The sequence below is a fragment of the Exiguobacterium antarcticum DSM 14480 genome (assembly GCF_000685865.1).
GTDB lineage: Bacteria > Bacillota > Bacilli > Exiguobacteriales > Exiguobacteriaceae > Exiguobacterium_A > Exiguobacterium_A antarcticum.
This window is the reverse complement of record NZ_JMKS01000003.1, coordinates 1781329-1803683: the sequence shown is the minus strand read 5'-3', so window position 1 is coordinate 1803683 and position 22355 is coordinate 1781329. Positions and strand designations below refer to the sequence as shown.

The following is a 22355-nucleotide window of genomic DNA, read 5'->3' as shown; positions in this document are numbered from 1 at the left end:
ACGACTGGAATTTCTTATTTTTTATTCTGTTTTTGACGGAATGGCCACCAGACACCTGGTCCAAACGAAACTGTAATCGCTGGAATCAGAAGTGGTAGGACAATCAATCCGTATAACAGGAGACCCGTTATGACAATCGTCGCAATCTGGACAAGACTGAGAACACCAGATGGCATCATGGCACCAAACGTTCCGGCCAAAATGATGGCCGCCGTAATGATGACCGAGCCCATTTTCTTCATCGAGACATACATGGCTTCTTTTGTATCCAATCCGTTGATCGTTTCTTCCCGGAAACGATCAAGGAGGAAGATGGAATAGTCAATCCCAAGGGCAACCAGCATGACGAATCCGAAGAATGGAACGGCCCAGCTGATTCCATCGTAACCAAGTCCATTGACGAAAATCAATTCAGTAATCGAGACCGACGTATAGTACGTCAATAACAATGAACCGATCATAAACAGTGGCATGATCAACGAACGGAACATGACTGCAAGGATGACGAACAAGCTGACGATCATGATGACGACCGTCCGGGTAAAGTCAGCTTTTGACGTATCATTTAAATCACTGTTGATACTCGAAATACCACCGTAAGCCACTTGTGCCTGCTCGAGTGGTGTATCTTTTAACGTGCTGGCTGTTGTTTTCTTGATGGCAGCAACCGTTTCAATCGCTTCCGGTGAATACGGATCGTCGTTTAAGATGACTTCGAACTTCAATCCGGTTTCGTCATCAATCGTATAGCGTTCGATGACCGGCTCAAAGTCTTTGCTCGACAAGGTATCTTTCGGAATGAACATTCCTGTACCACGAATCGTTTCTGAATCGCCCATCTCTTTGAGGAAATCGGCGGCGTCAGTCAATCCGGCTTCAATCTTTCCAAGCCCTTCATTCGCAGAACCGACACCATCCGCAAGTTGCGTTAATCCGCCTCCGAGTTGACCGGCTTGTGCCCCTTGCGTTTCAATCCCCGCTGCCGCTTGCGCGATACCCGTCTGAATTTGTGACAGTTGACCGGATAACGCTGTCAATGTCCCAACCGTTTGGGGGATATTTTCGGCAGATTGTAACCCTTGTCCGACAAGTGCTATCTGCTGATTGATTTGACCGAGACCAGTCGCCGCTTGCTGCAACTGTGCGGCCCCGGCTGTCGCCTGATCACCTGCCGGAATCTGACCACTGATCGTGTTCAGGTTTTCTTCGACCGTCTGAAGTCCTTGACCAACTTCACCGAGTCCGTCTTTTGCGTCCGTCAGACCATCTGCGACTTGTTTCAGTTGTTGGTCGACATACAGATCATCGATGACGTCACCGGTCGGACGTGAAATCGAACGAACGGCTTTGACCCCGTCGAGTTTAACGAGTTCACGACTCAATTGCTCCGCATACGGGACTGTTTCTTCCGTCACGAGTTTTTGATCGTCTTTTAGAATGATATTGACCGGCAATGACTCACCGGCACCAAAGCCGTCAGAAATCGCATTTAACCCTTTGACGGTTTCGTATTTTTCACCAATCTCATCGACGGTATTAAACGAAAGATCGTCGTCATACGTAAACAGTGTCGGAATCGTGATGACGGCGACGATTGCCATCGCAAGGAGCGGACGGCGAATCGATAATCCGCCATACCGTGCCCATAATCGGCTGTCTTTATGACTCGCGGCATTTTTCGATGGCCAGAATAGCTTCTCTTTTAATGTCGCCATGAAGAACGGAACGAGTGTGAACAGAACAAGTAAGAGTACAGCGATTCCGACCGCAACGGCGACGGATGATTTAAAGATCGGGAAATCGGCAAACCCAATCGCCGAGAAGCCGACGAGAACGGCCAGACCACTGATCAGTAACGTCCGCCCTGCTGTTTGGTACGTGTTGACGATTGCCGTTTCCACATCGTGCCCTGCCGTTAATTCCTCTTTATACCGACTGAGGAGTAAGATACAGTAATCCGTCCCAATCCCAAACAGAATCGCAACAAGGAAAATTTGCGTAAAGTTCGAGACGGGGAATCCGAACCAATCGACGAAAAAGGCGACAAACGACTGGCTCATCAAATACGTCACGCCGACTGCGAATAGCGGAACAAACGGCGTAACGATTGACCGGAAGACGATCAGCAACAGACCAAAAATCAATCCGACGGTAATCAATTCCGTTCGTTTCAACCCTTCTTGCGAACTCGTATTGACATCTGCATTGATGAGCGACTCACCCGTCAGATAAATTGTCCGGTCGTCCGGTAAGAGATCCGTCCGAATCTGCTCGGCGAGTGTCGTGATTTCGTCTTGTGAACCATCGACCGTGATCGGAACGAGGACCGTTTTTTTATCTTTTGAGATCAACTGTCCTTCCGTTTCCTTGCTTTCGAATGGGTTCAAGACACCTGTGACCGGCTCATCCAATTGTTCTAAATCCTTGACGATTTGACCAATCTCTGACCGGTCTTCTTTTGTGACCGCTTCTTTTAAGGGGATGACAAGTGAAATGGTTTCTTCACTTGCTCCGGCCGCCTTTAAAATATCGGCTGCCCGTTGTGAATCTGTATCACTTGCTAACTGGATCGCACCAGCCTCTTCTGCTTGTTTCGATAAGTTCGGTGCGGCTAAAAATAATCCGACTGTCGCAAGCAACAAGACGATTACGATCGGCCAACGCCATTTGACGATTTGTCGCATTCCTGTTCCACCTCTTCTGTCTCTATTTTTCTGAATTAATCTTCAATCTTCAAAATCGCTTTGACTTTCCGGAACGTTTCGATGAATTGTTTGATTTCCTTATCATCGACTTTGCCGTCAATCAATTGTTCCAAATAACTGTAAATCGCTTGATTCGAAGCCTCGACGACTTCTCGTCCTGCTTCCGTCAAGACGATTCGCTTTGTCCGATGATCATCTTCTGAACGTTCGACCTCGACTAAACCATGTTCGTTCAGTTTTTTTAACCGATTCGAAATCGCACTTTTATGCACTCCTTGCATGACCGCAATCCGACCGGACGCGACCGGACCGTATTTATCGACCAGCTTCAACAAATGGAGTTGCTCCGGTGAGTAGAGACGCCAGACTGGCGAATCAACAGATTTCAGGACCCGTTCTGTCCCGTGAATCATCACCTCTTCAAACAGCAGTACGGCTTCTCGAAGATTCTCTTTCATGATAGTTTACCCCCTAAACTCATATAAGTAGTTTAGCCCCTAAACCAGATAGCGTCAACTCCAAACTGTCACAATTATCCTGACATGTAAATCCAATTTTCGTTATGATGAGAGTGAGCATCATCATAGGTAAAGGAGGACTACAAATGACCGCATTATTCTGGATTGCATTAGTGATCTGTGTACTTGGACTTATTTTTACAGTGATGGTCGGACAGAGTCGGAATGAAGAAACCTACAGCAATAGTCAAACGGCGAAAAACATGTCTTGGATGTATTTGGTCTTATTACCCGTCATCTTGATCATTCTCGGAATCTTTTATTATTTATTGACCTGACTTAGATCAGCCGACAAAAAAGCTGCTTCGATGAGATCGAAGCAGCTTTTTTTGTATCTTCTGTTATTTGAGTGTTTTAGGGCGAACGATATAGATGTCACACTTCGCATACCGCGAGATGTTTTCCGAGACACTTCCGATCATGATCCGTTCCATCGCGTTCATCCCGACGGCACCACAGACGATTAATCCGGCTCCGACCCGTGGAGCGATGACTTTCGGAATCAACGTTTTGGGTGATCCTGTTTCGATGACGAGTTCGACCGCTTCCAAACCGGCTTCCTTCGCCCGTTTCTCATACTTGTCGAGTAACTCCTGCGCATACTCAGTTACGTTTTGATCAATGAACCGTTGATTGGCCCGGACGTTCGCAAAGGTTTGAATATCGATGACATGTGCGATGACCAACTTGGCTTGATCAAGTTTCGCGAACTGGACGGCTTTTTCAAAAGCTAAATCCGCCGTCTTTGATCCATCGACCGCTACTAAAATCGTATGATAATGGCTATCCATCGTTGTTCACCCTTTCCACTCAGGCACGATTACAACATCCGATCGTTTTCATTTTCGAGCGCGCGGTTCTCATGATCAAGCTTCCGCTCGGCCTCGATGCCTTCCGGTTCACTCTCTAAAATACTTTTTTGTTCTGGTGCCGGACGAGTTGCTCCTTCTTCGTCGGCAAGCAGTACGTAAGCACCACTTCTCACACTCGCGACATGTCGTTCCACTTCACCTTCTTTGAGCCCGAGTGAATGAAATGCGTCACGTGTCTCTTCATCCGTGACTCCTTTTCCTGTAAACCGTTCAAACAACGTCTGTTTCCCGGAAACGAGTTGTGCGGCTGATTGCCCACGCAACATCGCCATGTCGGTTTTATCTTGTAAGACGACATATAGGTCTTCTTCCAGATAACCAGCGAAATGTAAATCTTCAATCTGACGAATCAAATCCGTCTCATTTTCGTACGTACCGATCAACTGTTTTTTCCCCATTGGTCATTTCCCCCTTTTATACTTCTATAAGGGATATACCCCAAAAACTGAAAAGCAACGACATCAACTGTCGCTTTCTTGAGAAATCGGTCTTTTTTCTTTTGAAAATAATTGATCCCGTTTGCGGAACACAAGAATGATTGCAATCATCAGCACAATTATAATTCCGATCGTCAGTCCTTGCTGGAGACTGTTTAATCGTTCGTTAAAAAACAAACCGATGTAATACCAAATGATGACAAGCCCAAAAACCCAGTCGGCATGAATCAAAACAAAGCAGAGAGCGCCACCAGCAAAAACGAGCAACATCAGACTGACCCATTGGGTGGCCGTCAGACCAAATAAATCATCAAAACGAAAATCTTGCAAAATACGAAACGGCAGAATCAGAACCTGGACACTCGACCAGGCAAGGAATACAGAAAACGGTGAACGCATCCAAGGTGAACGGTTCGGATGATGTTGAATTTTTATATAAATGATGCATAAACTAATAAAAGAGATCGTCGTCGATACGAGTTCCCATGGTGGACCGATGATGCTACTCGCTCCGAATCCAAGCATCGTCAGCATAAACCATCCGCTAATATCAAAAATCAATGTCCGATCGGCCGGATAGGCTTGAACCGGTCGGATACACCAAATCAACAAAGTCGTGTAGACGACACCGAAAATCGCATCAATGAATGACGCAGGCATGATTGCGAGTGAATCTCCGGTTGGTGTTTCATACCAGACGACACGTGCTAAGAGAACAAATAAAAAACTGACCAGATTCAAAAAGCGTAGTCCGGTTAACGGTTGCATTCCTGTACACCTCCTCAGGTATTTATTTCCCGCAGGACAGATGACGAAAACAAAAAAATACCGTTTTAAGAAAAGTGTTTTAGTGAATAGAGGACTACAAAGGAGCGATTCGATATGGAACCTTTCATCAAACCTTTTCACTACAATTTCATTCGGGGGCAAGTCGATTTGCTGACCCAGCAATTAACCACCGTTCATGACGCCGATGTATTAGAAGCTGTCATCTATAGTGCCGCTCAAAAAATCTTTGATTTACTCCCTGTTTTGACGGCTGAACAAGAAGAACTTTTAATGCACATTCGAGTGCATACGACTTAATAAAGAAGTATGATCTTCTAAAAACGCTTGAATCTGTTGAATTTTCATCCCATTCGTCGTCGCCCCGATGTACGTACCGTCATCATACAATAGCAACGCCCCATATTCAGATGACGTGATATCCAACATCTTTTGGACGATTGCCGGATAGGACTCGACCGTTTCTCGGACAGCAAGTGCTTTCGTCAGTTCACTGCGCATCTTCAACTTTTCTTCATTTTGTTTGGTTGCCTGATAGGCTTCTTCCAATTCTACCTGTTGTGATTGTAATTCTTCCTGCTGGGCAAGTAGTTCCTCGCTTTGCGCCTGCAACTCTTCGTTTTTCCCTTGCATCTCTTCTTTATGGGCATTCGTCGTGACGGCCATCTGATTAAAGGACGAACGTAACATGCCTATCTCATCTGTCCGCTGTTCCGTCAAATCCATCTCAATCGGTTCATTGCGCGAGAGTTTTTGATTATCGTCGATCAAACGTAACAACTGTTTGGTCATTCGCTTCAAAAACGGATGGACAAACAATAAAATGAACGCAATCAAAACAAGAATACTCGAAATCCAAATCCATTGTGTCTTGGCGACTTCACTCCGCAGATTCATGACGGCATCATTTTGTTGTTGTTGCAGATTATTCCGGTACTCATTGAGTGCCGAAGAAGCCTTCTCGATGTCAGGTGTGATGTCGATTGAACCATCTGCCGTTTGTTTAAGCTGTCCCTGCTCGACTAATCGTTCAGCGATGGGCAATGAAAATAAGCTATCGCCTTCTAAAAAGTCTTCCCGGATCGCCCCTGCCTTTTTTTCATTGACATACGACTGAGTCAGCGGGAATAACGCACTGTAGTACAAGTCATACAAATTCGTCATCTGAGCTGCGAATTCTTCTTCTTCATCGGTTTTCCCATTACGTACAAACCAATCCGTCTCACTTTTGATTTCGGTTCGAAGTTCCTGGATTTCATCAAAACGTTCCTGATCACCAAAGATGACGAATCCCCGCAGACCAAATTGGACCGTTTGCCAGTTGTCCCATAATGTATCTGCCCGTCGATTTTGTTCACTGATGACTTCTAGATCCCCCCGTGACGATTCGATCCGCTCTTCCATGTAATCATAGACAAAAAAGGAAGTAATCGAGACCAAAAACAATACTACATAAAACACTGCCAATAGTTGCCGCCCGATTCGTCTCCGAATCCAATTCATCATCAAATATCCTCCTCATCATTCGATTCGAATGATGCTTGCCTTAAAATTAGTCTAATCAATTAAAAATACCATATTTTCAAAAAAAATACTTTAAAAGCAAGATAACTGACTAAAAAAACAAGCCTTTTTCGTTTTACCCGAAAAAGGCTTGTTCGAAGACTTATTTTTTAGCTTTTTTAACGACAACTGTTGTTTTTGTACTTGTTTGCTTGAGATTGTTTTCAGCATACACATATAGTTTCGCTCCTGCTTTTTGTTTAGCGATTTTCACAGAAAACGTTCCTTTAGAGGTGACTGTTCCTTTGGCAATGACTGTTTTTTTTGCATTTTGGATAGAGATCCGTGCTTTCTTTTCGCCCGTTCCGGTTACCTTTGTCGCACCGGCTGTCACCGGATTGACTTTTGGTGCCGTTGGCGGAGCAAGAACCGTGATGACGGTCGCTTTACTCGAACGGTTCGCGATGTCTTTGACCGTGACTGCGAGACGGGTATTCGGTGCCAGTTCTTTGACTTTGACAGTGAATTTCCCTTTACTGTCGACAACCGCTGTTCCAACAATCTTGTTTTTTGCGTCTTTGATTGTGATTTTACCATTAACGATCGCTGTTCCCGTCACTTTTGTTGCGCCGGCAAGGACACGATCGACTTTTGGAGCAGCCGGTGCTTTTCCTGGTAAGACTTCCGTCCGTTCTGACGTGACATCAAGTCCGTTTGCGTAACGGATCGTCAAGACCGATGTTTTTTCCTGACGTGGAATCGTCACACTGTACTTACCTGATTTTGCTGTTGTTTTTGCCAACATTTTTGCCGTATCTTTTGTATCTGTCAACTTCTTCGTCGACCACACTTCCACTGTTGTACCGGTTTTGACTTGTCCACTGACAACAAGCTGATTGTCATAAACCGGATTGACTTTACCGTTTAAGTGCAATTGAGAGATGGCACGCGTGATGTTCACTTTTCCGTATCCGGATACCGGGCTGACGAATGCCGGGAAGTCCGGTGTCATTTCTTTTTCATATCCCGGTGGATACTCATCTTCCATATCTTCGTCTTCATCGTACCAATCATTCGGATTTTCAAAGGCGAGTGGCTCCGCGCTTGTCCGTAGGATCGTTTCGATTTGTTTTGGTGTCAACTTGTCATTGAGTGACGCAAGGATTCCCGCGACTGCCGCCACGTGTGGGGAAGCCATACTTGTTCCGTCCATGTAGACCGTATTGCCGTCCGGAACGAGACTCGCGATTTTCGAACCAGGTGCGACGACATCCAGTCCAATTCCGTAGTTCGAGTAATCAGCAACCATACCGAGCGGGTTTGTCGCTCCGACAGAAATTGCATATTCTGAACTGGCGGGGAAACCGACAGACATATCATATTCGTTCCCTGAAGCTGCAACGACCGTCACGCCGTGATCCGCTGCATATTTCATCATGTAAGCCATCGTCCGGCTCTCGCCGCCGCCTAGACTCATATTGATGATTTTTGCGCCATGATCAACCGCATATTTGATTCCGAGTGCGATGGCGTCGGTCTCGCCTTCACCGTTGGCATTCAACACTTTGATTGGAAGGATCTTCGCTGATTGATGAATCCCGCGAATACCATACTCGTTATCGAGCGCTGCCGCGATGACACCTGAGACATGTGTTCCGTGACCGTTGTCATCCAACGCATCTCCGTTTCCATTGACATCGACATAGTTCTTTTCCTGGGCAATATCGACTTTTCCTTGCAGATCTTTAAGGCGATAATCGACCCCTGTATCGATGACCGCAATCGTGACCGGTTTTAGCGTTTGACCTGAATTGTTCTTTACGAACTGTTCAAACCCGATGCCAGCGTCCGGGAATTGTTCGACATTTGATTTTTGATTGAGCGACCATTGGTAGTTGTAGTTGATGTCGCCCGTTGCCCGGTATGTCTGGATTTCCTCGACATATTCAACGGCACTTGATTTCTTCAATGCTTGTTTCAGCACAGCTGCCGATTGGTTTTTGACCGTCGGATCTTCTGTGACGATGACAAACTGACCTGTTCTACCAAGTGATAATTTCTCGACATCTGCCGCTTGCGTACCGTTGATTTTCATCGTCCGTTGTGTCTGACCCGGTTTCAACTTAACGATGAAACGTGTTTTCGCCTCTGATTTGACACTGATGCCAAACGGTTTGAAGGCTTCACTCAAATCAGAACCACCGATGGTTTCGATACTCGCTTTTTTCGCGACTTGATTGATTTCGGTTGCGATGACTTCTGGTGACGCGTCACGCGTCAAAGCATGCAATCGATTGATGGCCGTTTGATCCGTTTTCGTTAACGTGTATGCCGTTCCGTTGACGAGTGCTGTCATCGCCGGTTTAAGCGTTTTTAAATCTTCATACGTCTGTGTACGCTTATCTTTATTGAAGAGAAGTGTTTTGACGACGTATGGAGAGACTTTATAGTACAACGACGTCAAGCTTCGTCCTTCTTCCGACTGACTTAAAACTTGTTTTTGAATCGCGTGCATCAATGCAAGCAATGGTTTCTCGTCCGTCGTTTGTTTGAGGGCTTCTTCCGCCATACAGCTCATATCGCTGATCGGCTCATATTCGACAGGCAATGTAACATCGTTATACGTTAATTTGACGTGAGCCGCTTTCGTTGCTTTATCTTCTTCGATGTTCGGGTAATAATCGACTTTGACATAGTATGGACCGTCCCATGCATACGGGACGGCAAGTTTTGTCACGTCTTTGTCGTTTGGTTCCGCGTATCCACGGTAACGATCAAATGTCTCGTCTTTTGATGCCATTTCCTGACTTGGATAGGCCGTGACTTCAATCGGCTGATCCGTATCAAACGACAATTCGAAGTGAGTCGCTGTTTTTTCGATTCCTGCTTGATGTTCGACCTTGTACCAGTATGTATTCTTTTCTGCTGTTCCTGTCTCAAGGACGGTTTCCTGTCCTGCTTTCAATAGTACCGCTTCCGACAATTCACTTGCTGCTGCCGTTTTTGTCGCTGAAGGTCCAATTCCAAGTGTCAGAATCAAACAGCTCAGCATGAGCCAAATCGTTAGTTTTTTCACAACGTTCCTCCTCAAGATATGATCATACATTGTTTATAGTATAAACAATATTTGGATAAAATGGATAGCTATTTCTCGAGAGATGCACCTTACAGTTTCGAAAGAAAAGACACCTTCCACAAAAGTGAAAAGTGTCTGTTTGGTTGATTATTTAAATTCAGAAATATATTGTTCGTACCCTTCTTGCTTTAACTCCTCTTTTGGAATAAATCGTAGAGCAGCCGAGTTCATGCAATAACGTAAGCCGGTTGGTTCCGGACCATCGTTAAAGACATGACCAAGATGGGCATTCCCGTGCCGGCTTCTGACCTCCATCCGCTTCATCCCTAATACAAAATCACTTTTTTCAATGATGTTTCCTTTTTCTAACGGTCGAATGAAGCTTGGCCATCCGGTTTTCGAGTCGAATTTATCATTTGAAGAAAATAACGGTTCACCGGAAATCAGATCAACGTAGATTCCGTCGGCCTTTAAATCATGGTACGGATTATCAAAAGCTGGTTCTGTCCCATCTTCTTGGGTGACCTTATATTGAATATCTGTTAACTTCGCTTTAATCTGATCGTCAGTTAACTTCGTATATTTCGGTAAATCAAGTTTTGGTTGATCGTTCCAATATCTGTTAATGAATTCGTCCCGTCCGGAAGCGGCACGATAAAATTTATACTTCTTTTCGCTTTTCAGGTAATAATCTTGATGGTAGTCTTCCGCCTCATAAAACGGTCCTGCTTCAATCAACGGCGTGACGATTTTTTGATCAAAGATCCCGCTCTCGGCTAAGTTTTTCTTCGATTGTTCGGCGATTTGTTTTTGTTCTGCGTTCGTGTAGAAAATCGCTGTCGTATACGATTCGCCTTGATCGACGAATTGACCGTTCGGATCAGTCGGATCGACTTGGCGCCAGTAGACATCCAGTAATTGTTTATATGAGATGACCGATGGATCAAACGTGATTAAGACTGCTTCCCGGTGACCGGTCGTCTCCGCCGATACCTGGTTGTATGTCGGATTTTCAAGATTTCCACCGGTATAACCGGAAATGACCGATTTGACCCCTTTTAACTCTTCAAACGGCGGTTCCATACACCAGAAACAACCGCCCGCTAAAATCGCTGTTTCTTCTTTTGTATAAGACAACTCTTTGCTTCCGCTCGATTTTGCCTGTTGCTGCTGAAAGATAAAGTAGCCGCCAATCATAATCGCAATCAATGCTACGACCGAAAGAATCGTCAACATCCGTTTCCTCATCTCCCTCCGCCTCCTTTTTTAAGCTTACGTCACCCACAACCGGACGGATGTCTTTTTTCTAATGTACCTTGATTTCCCACAGTTTGTCGCCAAGTCTGCTTTCATTTGGCACATTCAAAAAATACGATTCATCCTATTGAAAGAGGGAAATACATCTAAGACACTAAAAAACCAGGAGGGGTATTTATGTTTGATTATACCGTCACGTCTAACTACTCAACAGAAGAAACAATCGAACGCTTAAAAGAAGAACTCGGTCAGGTGTCATTTGGCGTCTTGTGGGAGTTTGATTTAGCGAAGAAGTTTGCCGAAAAAGAGTTACCGTTTGACGATTTGTATCATATTCTTGAAGTGTGTAATCCGAAAGAAGCCCACCGTGTCCTGTCGGCTGAACGGCGTGCCGGTTACTTTTTACCGTGTAAGCTTGCTGTGTATACGGAAGATGGACAAACGAAGATCGGTATGCCGCGTCCAACGGCACTGATTGGTCTAGTTGAAGAAGACGAGTTAAAACAAGTCGCACAGGATGTCGAACGGCAACTCGTCGACGTCATTGAAAAGAGTCGTTTGTAACTCCTCAAAAAAAGAGCCTGACTCAAAAGTCAGTCTCTCTAAAGAAAAGAATCACTCTTTTTATGCTACTCCTACAGCAAAAAGCGCAAGACGACTTGCGCTGTCAGAGACAAACGAGATCCGCTTTCCTGCCTGAACGAGGCAGGAAAACTGGCTTGTGTCTCGCCTGAGGAAAGGGCGTGAAAGAACGAGTGATTCTTTTTTGAGTCAGCCCTTTGATGTTCTTTTACAAGATATCAATCCAAATTTTGATCGCTGTCGCTAAGATTAAAACCGCAAGAATGATTTGCAGGACTTTTGTATTCATCTTTTTTCCGGCAATTGCGCCGAGTGGTGCCGCAATCAGGCTGGCGACGACCATGATCGTTGCCGGTCCCCAATCAACTTGCCCCGTCGTAATCTTTCCGACAGTAGCGCCAATCGACGAGATGAACGTGATGGCGAGCGAAGAAGCAATCGTCATCCGGGTCGGAATTTTCAAGACGACGAGCATGATGGGCACGAGTAAGAAAGCACCCGCTGCACCAACGATTCCAGCCCCCACTCCGACGACGAACGCCGTACTGGCAGCAATGCCTTTATTAAAGCGGACTTGATCCAGTGGAATGTCATCCAGTCCTTTTTTCGGTACGAACATCATGACAGCTGCCGTTAAAGCGAGTATTCCGTAGACGAGGTTGATGGTATCTTCTGCTAAGACGTTTGAACCATAGGCGCCAAGGAAACTCCCAATTAAAATCGCACCACCCATACTCACAATCAGTGACTTATTGAGATAGCCACCTTTTCGATAGGCCCAGACGCCACCGATGGTCGCAAAAAAGACTTGAATGGCACTGATTCCGGCGACTTCATGGGCAGAAAATGCGGCAAATCCGAGTAGTGGCGGAATGTATAACAACATCGGATATTTGATGATCGAGCCGCCAATTCCGAGCATTCCTGAAATATATGATCCGACGAATCCAATCAAAAAAATTGTTATGATAAAACCGATTTCCATTCAATTCACTCCTTTGAAAAAAGGAGGGCTGTCGTCAGCCCTCCTTCAACTTGAATTACCCTTTTTGGATCCAGAATTTTAAGACACTAGCGTCTTCTTCATGTTTCACAAGCTCATGGCCACCTGATTTTGCCCAAGCTTGTAAATCGTTTTTAGCACCTTTGTCTGTTGCATGGATTTCAAGAATCTGTCCTGATTCAAGTCCAGCGATTGCTTTTTTTGTTTTGACGATTGGCATCGGGCAAGCAAGCCCTTTGGCGTCGAGTACGAGTTCTGATTTCATAATGATAATTCCTCCTGAATTGGTTTGTTTTTTAGTTTAGCGGACGGCGCAACGGTTTGGTCCAACTTCCATCTCACGTTGTGCTTCGAGATCCGGTGACTGTTTGCCCATGTTCGTCTCGCGAATTTCTTGATACGCATTTGGTTGCGGTGGCAAGTTTTCTGTCACCATTTTCCGGAAGGTTTCTTCGTCTTCGATATTCAAACCATGATTGTTCGCAAGTAACACATCGAGTTTTTCCGCGACACTGCCATCTTCATTCAATTCTTCGATTAACATGAAGTGAGCAGGTAACACGACGAGATCTTTTGAAAGTTCACGGTATGTGTTGTACAGTGAATCCCGTAAATCGCCGACCCAGTCTTCTGCAAGTCCGGCTAAATCCGGACGACCAATTGAATCGATGAACAAGATGTCTCCCGTTAAGAGATACCGATTATCGACGACAAATGAAGTCGAACCGATCGTATGTCCCGGGGAATAAAGGGCCCGGACATCAATTTGTGTATCGCCTACCTGAACGTGGCTTCCATCTTCGAGCGCTGCATAGTCAAACGTGACGTCTGTTGCGTCTTTTGGTGGCAACCAGTATGTCGCTCCTGTTTTTTCAGCAATCTCGCGTCCACCGGAAATATGATCGGCATGAAGATGTGTGTCAAAGACATGTGTGATGTTAAGTTGACGCGCTTGTGCGTAATCGAGATAAACATCTGTCATCCGCGTTGCATCGACAAGAACGGCTTCACCTTCTGAAATGATCATGTACGACAAGCAGCCTTTCCCGATCCGGACGAATTGAACGACTTCACCTTGATCGGCTCCGGTTTCATTTAATGATCCGAGTGAAATCGGCTCCAAGTGTTCGCTCCAGGCTTTCATGCCTCCTGAAAGATACGAGACGGTCCGTCCTGCTTCTTCCAATAAATCTGCTACAAAAATCGACGACCCTTCTTTTGCACAGACGACAAGAACAGGTTGGTCCGTCGGCAGTTGATCTAAAATATCTTCGACACCGTCGAGTAAATCAAAATACGGAACATTGAGATATGAAAACTGTTCGCCTTCAATTTTCCAATCTTGAAACGCCTCTTCATTACGGACGTCCAAGATAAATAACTTTTCACGGTGAATGATTTTTTGCGTGACTTCTTTTGTTGTCATTGCTTGTGCCATCTGCTTGATTCCTCCTGATCGTAATTTACGGATTAAACGGTTTGATTCGTATCGTACTTCCAGTCACTCATGCCGGGGATCACGTTTTGAACGTTGAATCCTTTGGCATCGAGTTGTTGGCAAGCTAGATCACTCCGGCTGCCTGTCCGGCAAACGACATAAATCGTTTTCGACGAATCGAGTTCTTCCATGCGTTCTTCCAGTTCACCGAGCGGAATGTTGACAGCACTCGGGATATGTGAAAACGCATATTCGGCTGTTTCCCGGACATCCAGAATAAGTGTATCCGCATTGCCACGGACGGCTTCAACGGTCTCGTTATTGACGACTTGTTGAAACGCTGGTGCTTCCTGATCGTTACCTGAAGATTTGCGGACGTAGTGGCGTAAGACGTCACCGTCTTCAATCGTTCCGAGGTATTGGTTTCCTGTACTGTTGGCCCAGGCCCGGAGATCCGCTGTTGATCCTTTGTCAGTTGCTTGAACTTCCACGACTTGACCCGGTTCCAGCGTCTTCATCGTCTTTTTTGTCCGGACGATCGGCATCGGACAAGCTAAACCGCGTGCATCGAGTACGATATCTGTTTTAATTGTCTGCAAAAGTATTCGCTCCTTTACCTATAGGGGTATAATCAAGATTAAATTTTTTACTTAGTTACGCCTTCGTAAGACATCATCCCGCCATCCATATTGATGACATCAAAGCCTTGTCCTTCAAGATACGTTGCGGCACGCCCACTGCGGGCACCCGAACGACAGACCATGACGTATTGTTTTTTCTTATCGAGTTCATTCATTTTGAATTCTACGAGACCGAGTGGAATATGAATCGCGTCCGGAATTTTTCCTTCTTTGACTTCATCCACTTCCCGGACGTCAATAATGTTCAACTGTTCCCCGTTTTCAAGCTTTTCCTGTACTTCTTTTGCTGTGAATCGTTTCATCTGTCATTCCTCCTCCTAGTTTTAACGCCAAACGTTCATTCCGCCCGACACTTCTGTAACCTGGGCATAACCCGCTTTTTTTAATTGTTTGACCGCCTGTTTACTGCGCATGCCGCTCTGACAGATCACGATGACTTCTTTGTCTTTCGGAATTTTGTCGAGTTGTGTCGGCAATACTTGAAGCGGAATGTTTTTAAAGCCTTTAATGTGATTGCCTTTGAATTCGCCCGGTGTCCGGACATCCAAATAAAATCGGTTGCGGTCACCTAAATGCTGCTTCAAGTCGGACGTCGACCATTTATTGACACCCTTCGTCGGTGCAAACATCCGATAAGCAAGAAATGCGACGATGATTAGAAATATGATGGTCAAGATATCCATTTGTATCATCCCTCCTCGAGATTAGATGAACAGGTTGACGTTTCCGTCTTCCGCGTCGGCAAGGTATGCAGCGACACCGGCATATTCAATCCCGTCATGCAATTCTTCTTGTTTTAATCCCAGCAAATCCATCGTCATCGTACAGGCAACAAGCTTCACGTCTTGCTCTTTTGCCAGTTCAATTAAATCGGGAAGCGGCATTGCGTTGTGTTTTTTCATGACGTTTTTGATCATCTTTTGACCAGCACCACCGAAGTTCATTTTTGAGAGCGGCATTTTGTCGGCACCACGTGGCATGAATTTGCCAAACATTTTTTCAAGCAATGTTTTATCCGGTTGAATCGGTTCATCCTTGCGCATCGCGTTTAATCCCCAAAACGTATGGAAAATCGTGACCTCATGGTCGTAGGCGGCTGCTCCGTTGGCAATGATATACGCTGCCATGACCTTATCGTAATCTCCACTGAACAATACAATCGTTGTTTTTTTAATCTCTGACATCTGAAAAATTCCTCCATCTATTTTACCCTACAGGGTATTAATCATTGTAAAATTTTTTATCTGCTCTTCAGTAACAGTTGAACAGCTTCTGCTACAGACTGTTCGTGATTATCGGCTGTTTCGTCATTCGTGACACAGTCGATGAGATTTTCACTCACGACAAGTCCAATGACGCGATCAATCGCGCTCCGTGTCGCACTCAGTTGAGTGACAACATCTTTACAGGACGCTTCTTCTTTCATCATCCGGATAATGCCGTGAAGCTGACCTTCAATCCGGTTCATCCGATGGATGATTTTGTCTTCATATACTTTTTCCATGCGAAGAACACTCTCCTTTTTCCGTGTGACCTGTGTCATATCCATTGGCTACATTCCATACAATAATACCTATAGGGGTATAAGTCAATGAAAAAGATTTTAGTTTGATATGGAATGTTCATTCATCCACTTTTGGGACAGGCGGGTCGTCTCCCCTTTTAACGTAATGAATTGAAACATCCGTTGATCAATTCGTGAATCATCATGCGTCTTAAATCTTTCTGACTCAAGTAAGGTGCCTGCCAAACGTTCCGAGAGAATCGAGATCCCCGTTCCGTTTGTGATCAATTGTTTAATCAACCGATTGGAATACACTGTGATGATTCGTTTTGGAACAATCGCTTGTGTGGCTAACCATGTTTCCAGTGCTAAACGGGCAGCTGATCCTTCTTCCCGGTAAATCCAAGTGGCCTGCTCCGGAACGAGGCTTTCGTGACCGATGATACGTAATCGGTCGGTCGCAAAAGGAATCGCATCGATTTGATGTGAATGATGTGGTCCTTCCACCATCCCTAAATCGATTTCGTAATGGCGTAATGCGTGCTCTACTTGTTCTTGGTTCATCACGCGGGCATCGACTGAAACATCCGGGTATGCAAGAAGAAAATCGTGAATCATCTGTTCTAACATCGCTTCATAGATGGTATGTGTCGCGGCGATTCTTAATGTCCCTCGGGTGATTCCTTCTAAATCATCCATTTCTTGTTCCAGCCGTATCGTCTGGTGCAGGATTTCTTTTGCATGTCGATAAACAATCCATCCTGCTTCCGAGATTTCAATCGTTTTGTTAAATGTATGCCGATGAATCAAACTTTGCCCAAAATGTTCTTCTAGATGCTTTAAATGAAGGCTGACCGTCGGCTGTGAAATATACAGCTGTTCAGCTGTTTTCGTAAAGTGTTTTGTCTCGACCAACATGACAAAGGTCTTCAGTTCATTAAAGTTCATTCCTTCACCTCATTTATTTTTCTGATCATTAGCATCAGTATAATTCATTTTCCTAATCATTACTTTACCCGTAGAGTCATCTGTATCAGTTCACAGAAAGAAGGAACTCAATTGGATTTGTTACTTTTTCTTTTACTTGGGACCGCCATCGGCATTTTATCCGGCTTTTTCGGAATCGGTGGAGGCATCATTCTCACCCCCCTTTTATTGATTTTAGGTTACGCGCCCAGCACAGCGATTGTCTTAAGTTTGCTGTTGACGCTTGGTTCTACGGTGACAGGTACCTTCGCGCATCTCCGTCAAAACAACTTTCATCTTCGGGATGCTGTCACGATTGGATTCTCTGGTATCATCGGGTCAGCTGCCGTTACGCCTGTCGTCTTTTGGATGGAACGACATAGCGGAGCAGACACAGTGATTTCCACCCTGTACATCGTCCTGCTCCTTCTGTTTGCGATTCAATTCTTAAAACCCGCAAAAAAAATCATCCGAGAGACGCCCGTTCCGCACGCCTCTTTTTATAAATTGGTCGTAATTGGCGGAGCTGCCGGAATTCTTTCATCCTTGATGGGTGTCAGTGGTGGTTTTTTACTCACACCGCTCCTGATGGGATGGATGCGTTTCCCGCTCAAACAGGCCATTGGAACGAGTATCGCGGCGGCTACGTTGATTGTACTCGGTGGTGTCACGAGTTATTTCATCTCGGGTACACAGGCTCCGCTCGGTTTAGGCATCGTTTTGATTATCGGAGCGCTCCTCGGTTCACCCCTTGGTGCTTCGTTTCTTAATCTCTTCAGCACTCACTTTGTCAAAAAGAGTTTGGGAAGCTTCTATGCGGCTGTCGCAACGAGTGTCTTTTTGAAAACGACACACCATGAACAACTTTCTTTACTCCTGCTCGCTTTGTTTACGACCGGATTGATCAGTCTGTTCTTTTATCAAAAAATGATCCAACGTCAAACAAGAGACTACCCTTAACGGACAGTCTCTTGTTTGATTTTTTCGGGTTTTAAGATTTTGTCTTCTTTCTTTTGACGCATCCGTTCGGCATTCATCAATCCACCTAACATCAGGACGACGGCAGACAGGTAAAACCATGTCATCAAGACGATGATCCCGGCCAGTTGTCCGTACAGACGGTCATAACTACCAAATTCCGCGTAATACGAAAAGAATTCAGATACGACTTGCCAGGCAATCGTCGCAAATAACGAACCGGGCAAGACTTGGCGGACAGTCAGCCGGACACTCGGCAGCATCCGGTACAACAAGATGAAGAAAACCAACAGGAATAACGACCCGAGTCCCCAACGGAATAAAAACCAAATCCATGAATAGTCCATCACGAAATCAGCGACGATCGTAAAATGGTTGATGAAGCGTCTCGTCAGCTTTTCAGCCACCGGGACAAGAAGAGACGTCGGTAAGATGACCATCATACCAATCGTAAACCCAAAATCTTGTAACAACCCTCTCCAAAACGGGACTTTCCGTGTCACCTCCAACGCATCATTTAATGAACGGACAAGTGATTGAACGGACATGGATGCCAGCCAAAAAGCAGCGAGGAAACTGATCGATGCAAGCTTCAGTCCGCCATCGTCAAAGATGCCGACGACATTTTTTCGAATCAAATCATATGTTTCTGCCGGAGCAAACGGACGGATCAAATCGAGTACGTCACCCGAAGTAAATGGTAAAAATGAGACCAAACCAACCACAAATAATAAAAATGGGAATAAGGACAACATCAGATAATAGGCGAGTTGGGCCGACTTATCAAAGAAGGCTTCGCCGAAGAAACGCGCAAATACAGGTTTTAATAATGACATACAGATTTCCTCACTTTCGAATGATTCTTTCCTCTATCCCCCTTTTGATGCTATTTCTAAACTTTCAACGTCTTTTGAACTTGTAAAAAAGTGAAAAACGGTCAGCGAGTGGCAGAAACGGAAAACAGACGGTACACTGATACAAGAACAACTGCCGTGTTGGAGGAAAGAAAGGATTCTACGCCGTGCCTACTTTATTAGCCGAAGCAGAACGCTTCTTAAATGACTATATAGAACAATACCCGCAAGACAGCCATCGCCTGCATCAAGTCCAGGAAGAAATTTTACGGACAGGGACATATGAACAAACGTCCCAAGAGTTAGCGTATGGGGCAAAACTGGCCTGGCGCAACAGCAATCGCTGTATCGGACGTCTGTTTTGGGATCAACTCCATGTCATCGACGCACGGGATGCCGTGACGATCGAGACCGTCCGCGAAGCCTTGTTTGAACATATCGCTTATGCGACGAATGATGGTCGGGTCCGCTCGACGATCACGATTTTCCACCCGGACCGGGTCCGCGTCTTGAATCATCAGTTGATTCGTTATGCCGGATATGAGATCCCGGATGGCATCATCGGGGACCCGAACTCAGTTGCCTTTACCAAACAGTGCCAGTCACTCGGTTGGTCCGGTCAAGGAACCGCCTTTGATGTTTTGCCGTTGTTGATTGAACTCGATGGGAAAATCAGCCTGCATCCGCTTCCGGACGACCTGGTGCTCGAAGTAACGATCACCCATCCCGACTACGACTTATTCGGAGACAAAACGGTCAAGTGGTACGCCGTGCCGATGATCTCCGATATGCGGCTCGAAATCGGCGGCATCTCCTATCCGTGTGCGCCGTTTAATGGCTGGTACATGGGAACGGAAATCGGCGCCCGTAATTTAGCGGATACCGATCGTTATAATCTCTTGCCGCTTGTCGCAAAACAGCTGGGTCTCAATACGTCACGGGAACGTTCCTTATGGAAGGACCGTGCGTTGGTCGAACTGAACCTCGCTGTTCTCGATTCATTTGAACAAGCCGGCGTGACCATCGTCGATCATCATACGGCAGCCAAACAATTTGCCCGATTCGAAAAAAACGAAGCGCTCTGTGCACGGGATGTCACGGGGGACTGGTCTTGGCTCGTTCCGCCGATGAGCGGCGCCACGACACACCTGTTTCATAAAGACTTTGATCCGGACATCAAACGACCCAACTTCTTTGCGAGTACTGCTCCGGTGGAAGAACCAAGCGTTCCGACCGGTTGTCCGTTCCATCAGGAGGTTTCCCGATGAATTACGTCAAGACGCTGCGGGATCAAGTCGGCCATACGCCGTTAATTTTAGTCGGTGCCGTTGTGCTTGTCATCACTGATGGGCAAATCCTGCTTGAACAACGCAATGAAACGCAGGTGCGGTTCGGACTGCCCGGTGGTCTGATGGAATGGGCCGAGTCCCCGGAAGAGACAGCCCGTCGTGAGCTGTTGGAAGAGACGGGTCTCGTAGCGGAACAGCTGACATTGCTTGGTGTCTATTCCGGAAAAAATTACGTCACGACGCTTGCGAACGGTGACGTCTTTCAAAGCGTCACCCTCGCTTACATCGCATCCGAGACATCCGGAACGTTACGGATCAGTGAAGAAAGTGTTGCGTTGACGTATGTCCCGTTAACGGATTTACCGGACAAGATCGTCGGGTCGCACCGGGTGATGATCGAAGATTATCTAAACCGTTATGAAACATGATGCCAACTGATTATCACGTAAAGCGTTCTTTTTAGTAAACGAATATAAAGAATCTGAGTCTCTACAGAATCGAGGTCGTTTTATGATGAACAAAATCATGCTGATCATGCTCGGTGGTACCGGAATCCTATTTGTGATTTTTGCCATTCTTGTCATGATCAGTTTATGGACCTGACAAAAAGCCGTGATGTGTGGCGTTCCCCCGTGGGACTTCCGCACATCATGGCTTTTTTATCAAAATTTGGCGAGAATACGCCCACTTCTAAACGAAGTGAAAGTGGGAGATGAATCGCCAGCCTGCCTTTCGGGTATATTCCCTTTGAAGGAGGTGAAAAATGGTGTTGAAGCACAAGGCCTACAAATTCAGAATCTACCCCACAAAAGAGCAGGAAATCCTGATCGCGAAGACGATCGGGTGTTCGCGCTTCATCTTCAACCACTTCTTGGCGAAGTGGGATGAAACGTACAAGACCACTGGAAAAGGACTGTCCTACGGTTCTTGTTCCAAAGAAATTCCTTTGTTGAAGCAGGAGTTCGACTGGTTGAAGGAAGTCGATAGCACATCTGTTCAGATCAGCGTCAAACATCTTGCTGATGCGTTTGATCGCTTCTTCAAGAAGCAGAACGAACACCCTCGATTCAAGTCCAAGCGCCATCCCGTCCAGTCGTACAAGACCAACATCCAAGGCAAAAACCAGCTTCCTGAAGTCTCGATTGGATGCAACCAGCTCAAACTTCCGAAGCTGAAATGGGTTCGTTTCGCCCACTCGAAACAGGTTACAGGCCGTATCTTGAACGCCACGATCCGACGTAACGCTTCAGGCAAATACTTCGTTTCCCTGCTCGTCGAGCAGGAGATCAACGAACTGCCGAAGACCGGTTCATCCGTCGGCGTCGACGTAGGACTCAAGAACTTCGCCATCCTGTCGGATTGCACGGTATACAAGAACGACCGTTACTTCCGTTTGCTTGAGAAGAAACTGGTGCGCGAACAGCGCAAGCTCTCCCGCCGTCAACGCATCGCTCTGAACAAGAAAGTCAAGCTTTCCGAGGCGAGGAACTATCAGAAGCAGAAGCGGAAGGTTGCCCGTATCCACGAGAAGATCGCCAACAAGCGTACCGACTTCCTGCACAAGGTATCGACCGAGATCGTCAAAAACCACGACGTCATCGGGATCGAGACCTTGCAGGTGAAGAACATGCAGAAGAATCGCAAGTTGAGCAAGGCCATCTCGGACGTCAGCTGGTCGGAGTTCTTCCGCATGCTGGAGTACAAGGCAGAATGGTACGGGAAGACTGTCGTCAAGGTCGGCAAGACCTTTGCTTCCAGTCAACTGTGCTCCAGTTGCGGACATCAACACAAAGACGTGAAACATCTTGGATTGCGTGAATGGACATGCCCGAGTTGCGGCATCCATCACGACCGTGATGTGAACGCAGGACTGAATCTCAAACAAGAAGCAGAACGCATTTTAGCTTCTTCGACCGTCGGAACGACGGGGTTAGCCTGATCAGGTT

At 46.0% G+C, this 22355-nt stretch carries 25 protein-coding genes; 7 read left to right on the top strand and 18 right to left on the bottom strand.

What is annotated here, in order from left to right:
• Positions 1-14: 14 nt before the first annotated feature.
• Positions 15-2684 (bottom strand): MMPL family transporter, encoded by a 2670-nt coding sequence (locus tag P404_RS0110180; RefSeq protein ID WP_026830680.1) that lies wholly within the window; start codon positions 2682-2684, stop codon positions 15-17.
• 35 nt (positions 2685-2719) lie between these two features.
• On the bottom strand, positions 2720-3163 hold the full coding sequence (locus P404_RS0110175) for a MarR family winged helix-turn-helix transcriptional regulator (RefSeq protein ID WP_014969375.1): 444 nt from the start codon (positions 3161-3163) through the stop codon (positions 2720-2722).
• Between the two features lie 146 nt (positions 3164-3309).
• Between P404_RS0110175 and P404_RS0110170 the strand changes: the two genes are divergently transcribed.
• Complete coding sequence (locus tag P404_RS0110170) at positions 3310-3501, top strand: hypothetical protein (RefSeq protein WP_014969374.1); 192 nt, start codon at positions 3310-3312, stop codon at positions 3499-3501.
• A 63-nt stretch (positions 3502-3564) separates the two neighbouring features.
• On the opposite strand, the gene P404_RS0110165 is transcribed toward P404_RS0110170, so the two are convergent.
• From P404_RS0110165 to P404_RS0110155, 3 genes are all read right to left on the bottom strand, one after another.
• Entirely contained in the window at positions 3565-4014 is a 450-nt protein-coding gene (locus tag P404_RS0110165; RefSeq protein WP_014969373.1) for a universal stress protein, read from the bottom strand.
• A 29-nt stretch (positions 4015-4043) separates the two neighbouring features.
• Positions 4044-4493, bottom strand: a complete 450-nt coding sequence (locus P404_RS0110160; protein ID WP_026830679.1) for a general stress protein — start codon at positions 4491-4493, stop codon at positions 4044-4046.
• Between the two features lie 63 nt (positions 4494-4556).
• Positions 4557-5300 carry a hypothetical protein gene (locus P404_RS0110155; protein ID WP_026830678.1) on the bottom strand — a complete coding sequence of 248 codons (744 nt, stop codon included), beginning with the start codon at positions 5298-5300 and terminating at the stop codon, positions 4557-4559.
• A gap of 114 nt (positions 5301-5414) precedes the next feature.
• Between P404_RS0110155 and P404_RS0110150 the strand changes: the two genes are divergently transcribed.
• The gene (locus tag P404_RS0110150; protein WP_026830677.1) at positions 5415-5618 is read left to right on the top strand and encodes a hypothetical protein; all 204 of its coding nucleotides are present in this window, start codon (positions 5415-5417) and stop codon (positions 5616-5618) included.
• Here the strand turns inward: P404_RS0110150 and P404_RS17520 are convergent.
• The 3 genes from P404_RS17520 to msrB all read right to left on the bottom strand — a co-directional run bounded on the left by P404_RS17520 (position 5589) and on the right by msrB (position 11145).
• On the bottom strand, positions 5589-6824 hold the full coding sequence (locus tag P404_RS17520) for a sensor histidine kinase (protein WP_236624361.1): 1236 nt from the start codon (positions 6822-6824) through the stop codon (positions 5589-5591). The two genes, P404_RS0110150 and P404_RS17520, sit on opposite strands and share 30 nt — an antisense overlap.
• 160 nt (positions 6825-6984) lie before the next feature.
• Positions 6985-9897: a S8 family peptidase gene (locus P404_RS0110140; protein WP_026830676.1), complete on the bottom strand. Its 2913-nt coding sequence runs from the start codon at positions 9895-9897 to the stop codon at positions 6985-6987.
• A 147-nt stretch (positions 9898-10044) separates the two neighbouring features.
• Complete coding sequence (gene msrB / locus P404_RS0110135; RefSeq protein ID WP_026830675.1) at positions 10045-11145, bottom strand: peptide-methionine (R)-S-oxide reductase MsrB; 1101 nt, start codon at positions 11143-11145, stop codon at positions 10045-10047.
• Between the two features lie 186 nt (positions 11146-11331).
• Between msrB and P404_RS0110130 the strand changes: the two genes are divergently transcribed.
• Complete coding sequence (locus P404_RS0110130) at positions 11332-11718, top strand: DUF302 domain-containing protein (protein ID WP_026830674.1); 387 nt, start codon at positions 11332-11334, stop codon at positions 11716-11718.
• A 226-nt stretch (positions 11719-11944) separates the two neighbouring features.
• Here P404_RS0110130 and P404_RS0110125 read toward each other — a convergent pair whose 3' ends face one another.
• The 9 genes from P404_RS0110125 to P404_RS0110085 all read right to left on the bottom strand — a co-directional run bounded on the left by P404_RS0110125 (position 11945) and on the right by P404_RS0110085 (position 17270).
• Complete coding sequence (locus tag P404_RS0110125) at positions 11945-12721, bottom strand: sulfite exporter TauE/SafE family protein (protein WP_014969366.1); 777 nt, start codon at positions 12719-12721, stop codon at positions 11945-11947.
• A 55-nt stretch (positions 12722-12776) separates the two neighbouring features.
• Positions 12777-13004 (bottom strand): sulfurtransferase TusA family protein, encoded by a 228-nt coding sequence (locus P404_RS0110120; RefSeq protein ID WP_012369262.1) that lies wholly within the window; start codon positions 13002-13004, stop codon positions 12777-12779.
• 36 nt (positions 13005-13040) lie between these two features.
• Positions 13041-14177 carry an MBL fold metallo-hydrolase gene (locus tag P404_RS0110115; protein ID WP_026830673.1) on the bottom strand — a complete coding sequence of 379 codons (1137 nt, stop codon included), beginning with the start codon at positions 14175-14177 and terminating at the stop codon, positions 13041-13043.
• A gap of 32 nt (positions 14178-14209) precedes the next feature.
• Complete coding sequence (locus P404_RS0110110; RefSeq protein WP_026830672.1) at positions 14210-14776, bottom strand: sulfurtransferase TusA family protein; 567 nt, start codon at positions 14774-14776, stop codon at positions 14210-14212.
• Positions 14777-14823: 47 nt separating this feature from the next.
• Complete coding sequence (locus tag P404_RS0110105) at positions 14824-15120, bottom strand: rhodanese-like domain-containing protein (protein ID WP_026830671.1); 297 nt, start codon at positions 15118-15120, stop codon at positions 14824-14826.
• 21 nt (positions 15121-15141) lie between these two features.
• The gene (locus P404_RS0110100; RefSeq protein ID WP_026830670.1) at positions 15142-15501 is read right to left on the bottom strand and encodes a rhodanese-like domain-containing protein; all 360 of its coding nucleotides are present in this window, start codon (positions 15499-15501) and stop codon (positions 15142-15144) included.
• Between the two features lie 21 nt (positions 15502-15522).
• Positions 15523-16002, bottom strand: coding sequence for a DsrE/DsrF/DrsH-like family protein (locus P404_RS0110095; RefSeq protein WP_014969361.1), 480 nt, complete (start codon positions 16000-16002; stop codon positions 15523-15525).
• Between the two features lie 56 nt (positions 16003-16058).
• Positions 16059-16322, bottom strand: coding sequence for a metal-sensitive transcriptional regulator (locus P404_RS0110090; RefSeq protein ID WP_014969360.1), 264 nt, complete (start codon positions 16320-16322; stop codon positions 16059-16061).
• A gap of 99 nt (positions 16323-16421) precedes the next feature.
• Positions 16422-17270 (bottom strand): LysR family transcriptional regulator, encoded by an 849-nt coding sequence (locus P404_RS0110085; RefSeq protein WP_026830669.1) that lies wholly within the window; start codon positions 17268-17270, stop codon positions 16422-16424.
• 111 nt (positions 17271-17381) lie between these two features.
• Between P404_RS0110085 and P404_RS0110080 the strand changes: the two genes are divergently transcribed.
• On the top strand, positions 17382-18248 hold the full coding sequence (locus P404_RS0110080; RefSeq protein WP_026830668.1) for a sulfite exporter TauE/SafE family protein: 867 nt from the start codon (positions 17382-17384) through the stop codon (positions 18246-18248).
• On the opposite strand, the gene P404_RS0110075 is transcribed toward P404_RS0110080, so the two are convergent.
• The gene (locus P404_RS0110075) at positions 18245-19102 is read right to left on the bottom strand and encodes a YihY/virulence factor BrkB family protein (RefSeq protein WP_014969357.1); all 858 of its coding nucleotides are present in this window, start codon (positions 19100-19102) and stop codon (positions 18245-18247) included. The two genes, P404_RS0110080 and P404_RS0110075, sit on opposite strands and share 4 nt — an antisense overlap.
• A gap of 185 nt (positions 19103-19287) precedes the next feature.
• Here P404_RS0110075 and P404_RS0110070 point away from each other — a divergent pair, with 185 nt between their 5' ends.
• The 3 genes from P404_RS0110070 to tnpB all read left to right on the top strand — a co-directional run bounded on the left by P404_RS0110070 (position 19288) and on the right by tnpB (position 22348).
• Positions 19288-20388, top strand: a complete 1101-nt coding sequence (locus P404_RS0110070) for a nitric oxide synthase oxygenase (RefSeq protein WP_026830667.1) — start codon at positions 19288-19290, stop codon at positions 20386-20388.
• Positions 20385-20837 carry an NUDIX hydrolase gene (locus P404_RS0110065; RefSeq protein ID WP_026830666.1) on the top strand — a complete coding sequence of 151 codons (453 nt, stop codon included), beginning with the start codon at positions 20385-20387 and terminating at the stop codon, positions 20835-20837. Before P404_RS0110070 ends, P404_RS0110065 begins: the two co-directional genes overlap by 4 nt.
• A gap of 338 nt (positions 20838-21175) precedes the next feature.
• Positions 21176-22348 carry an IS200/IS605 family element RNA-guided endonuclease TnpB gene (gene tnpB, locus P404_RS0110055; RefSeq protein ID WP_026830665.1) on the top strand — a complete coding sequence of 391 codons (1173 nt, stop codon included), beginning with the start codon at positions 21176-21178 and terminating at the stop codon, positions 22346-22348.
• The last annotated feature ends 7 nt before the right edge of the window (positions 22349-22355 follow it).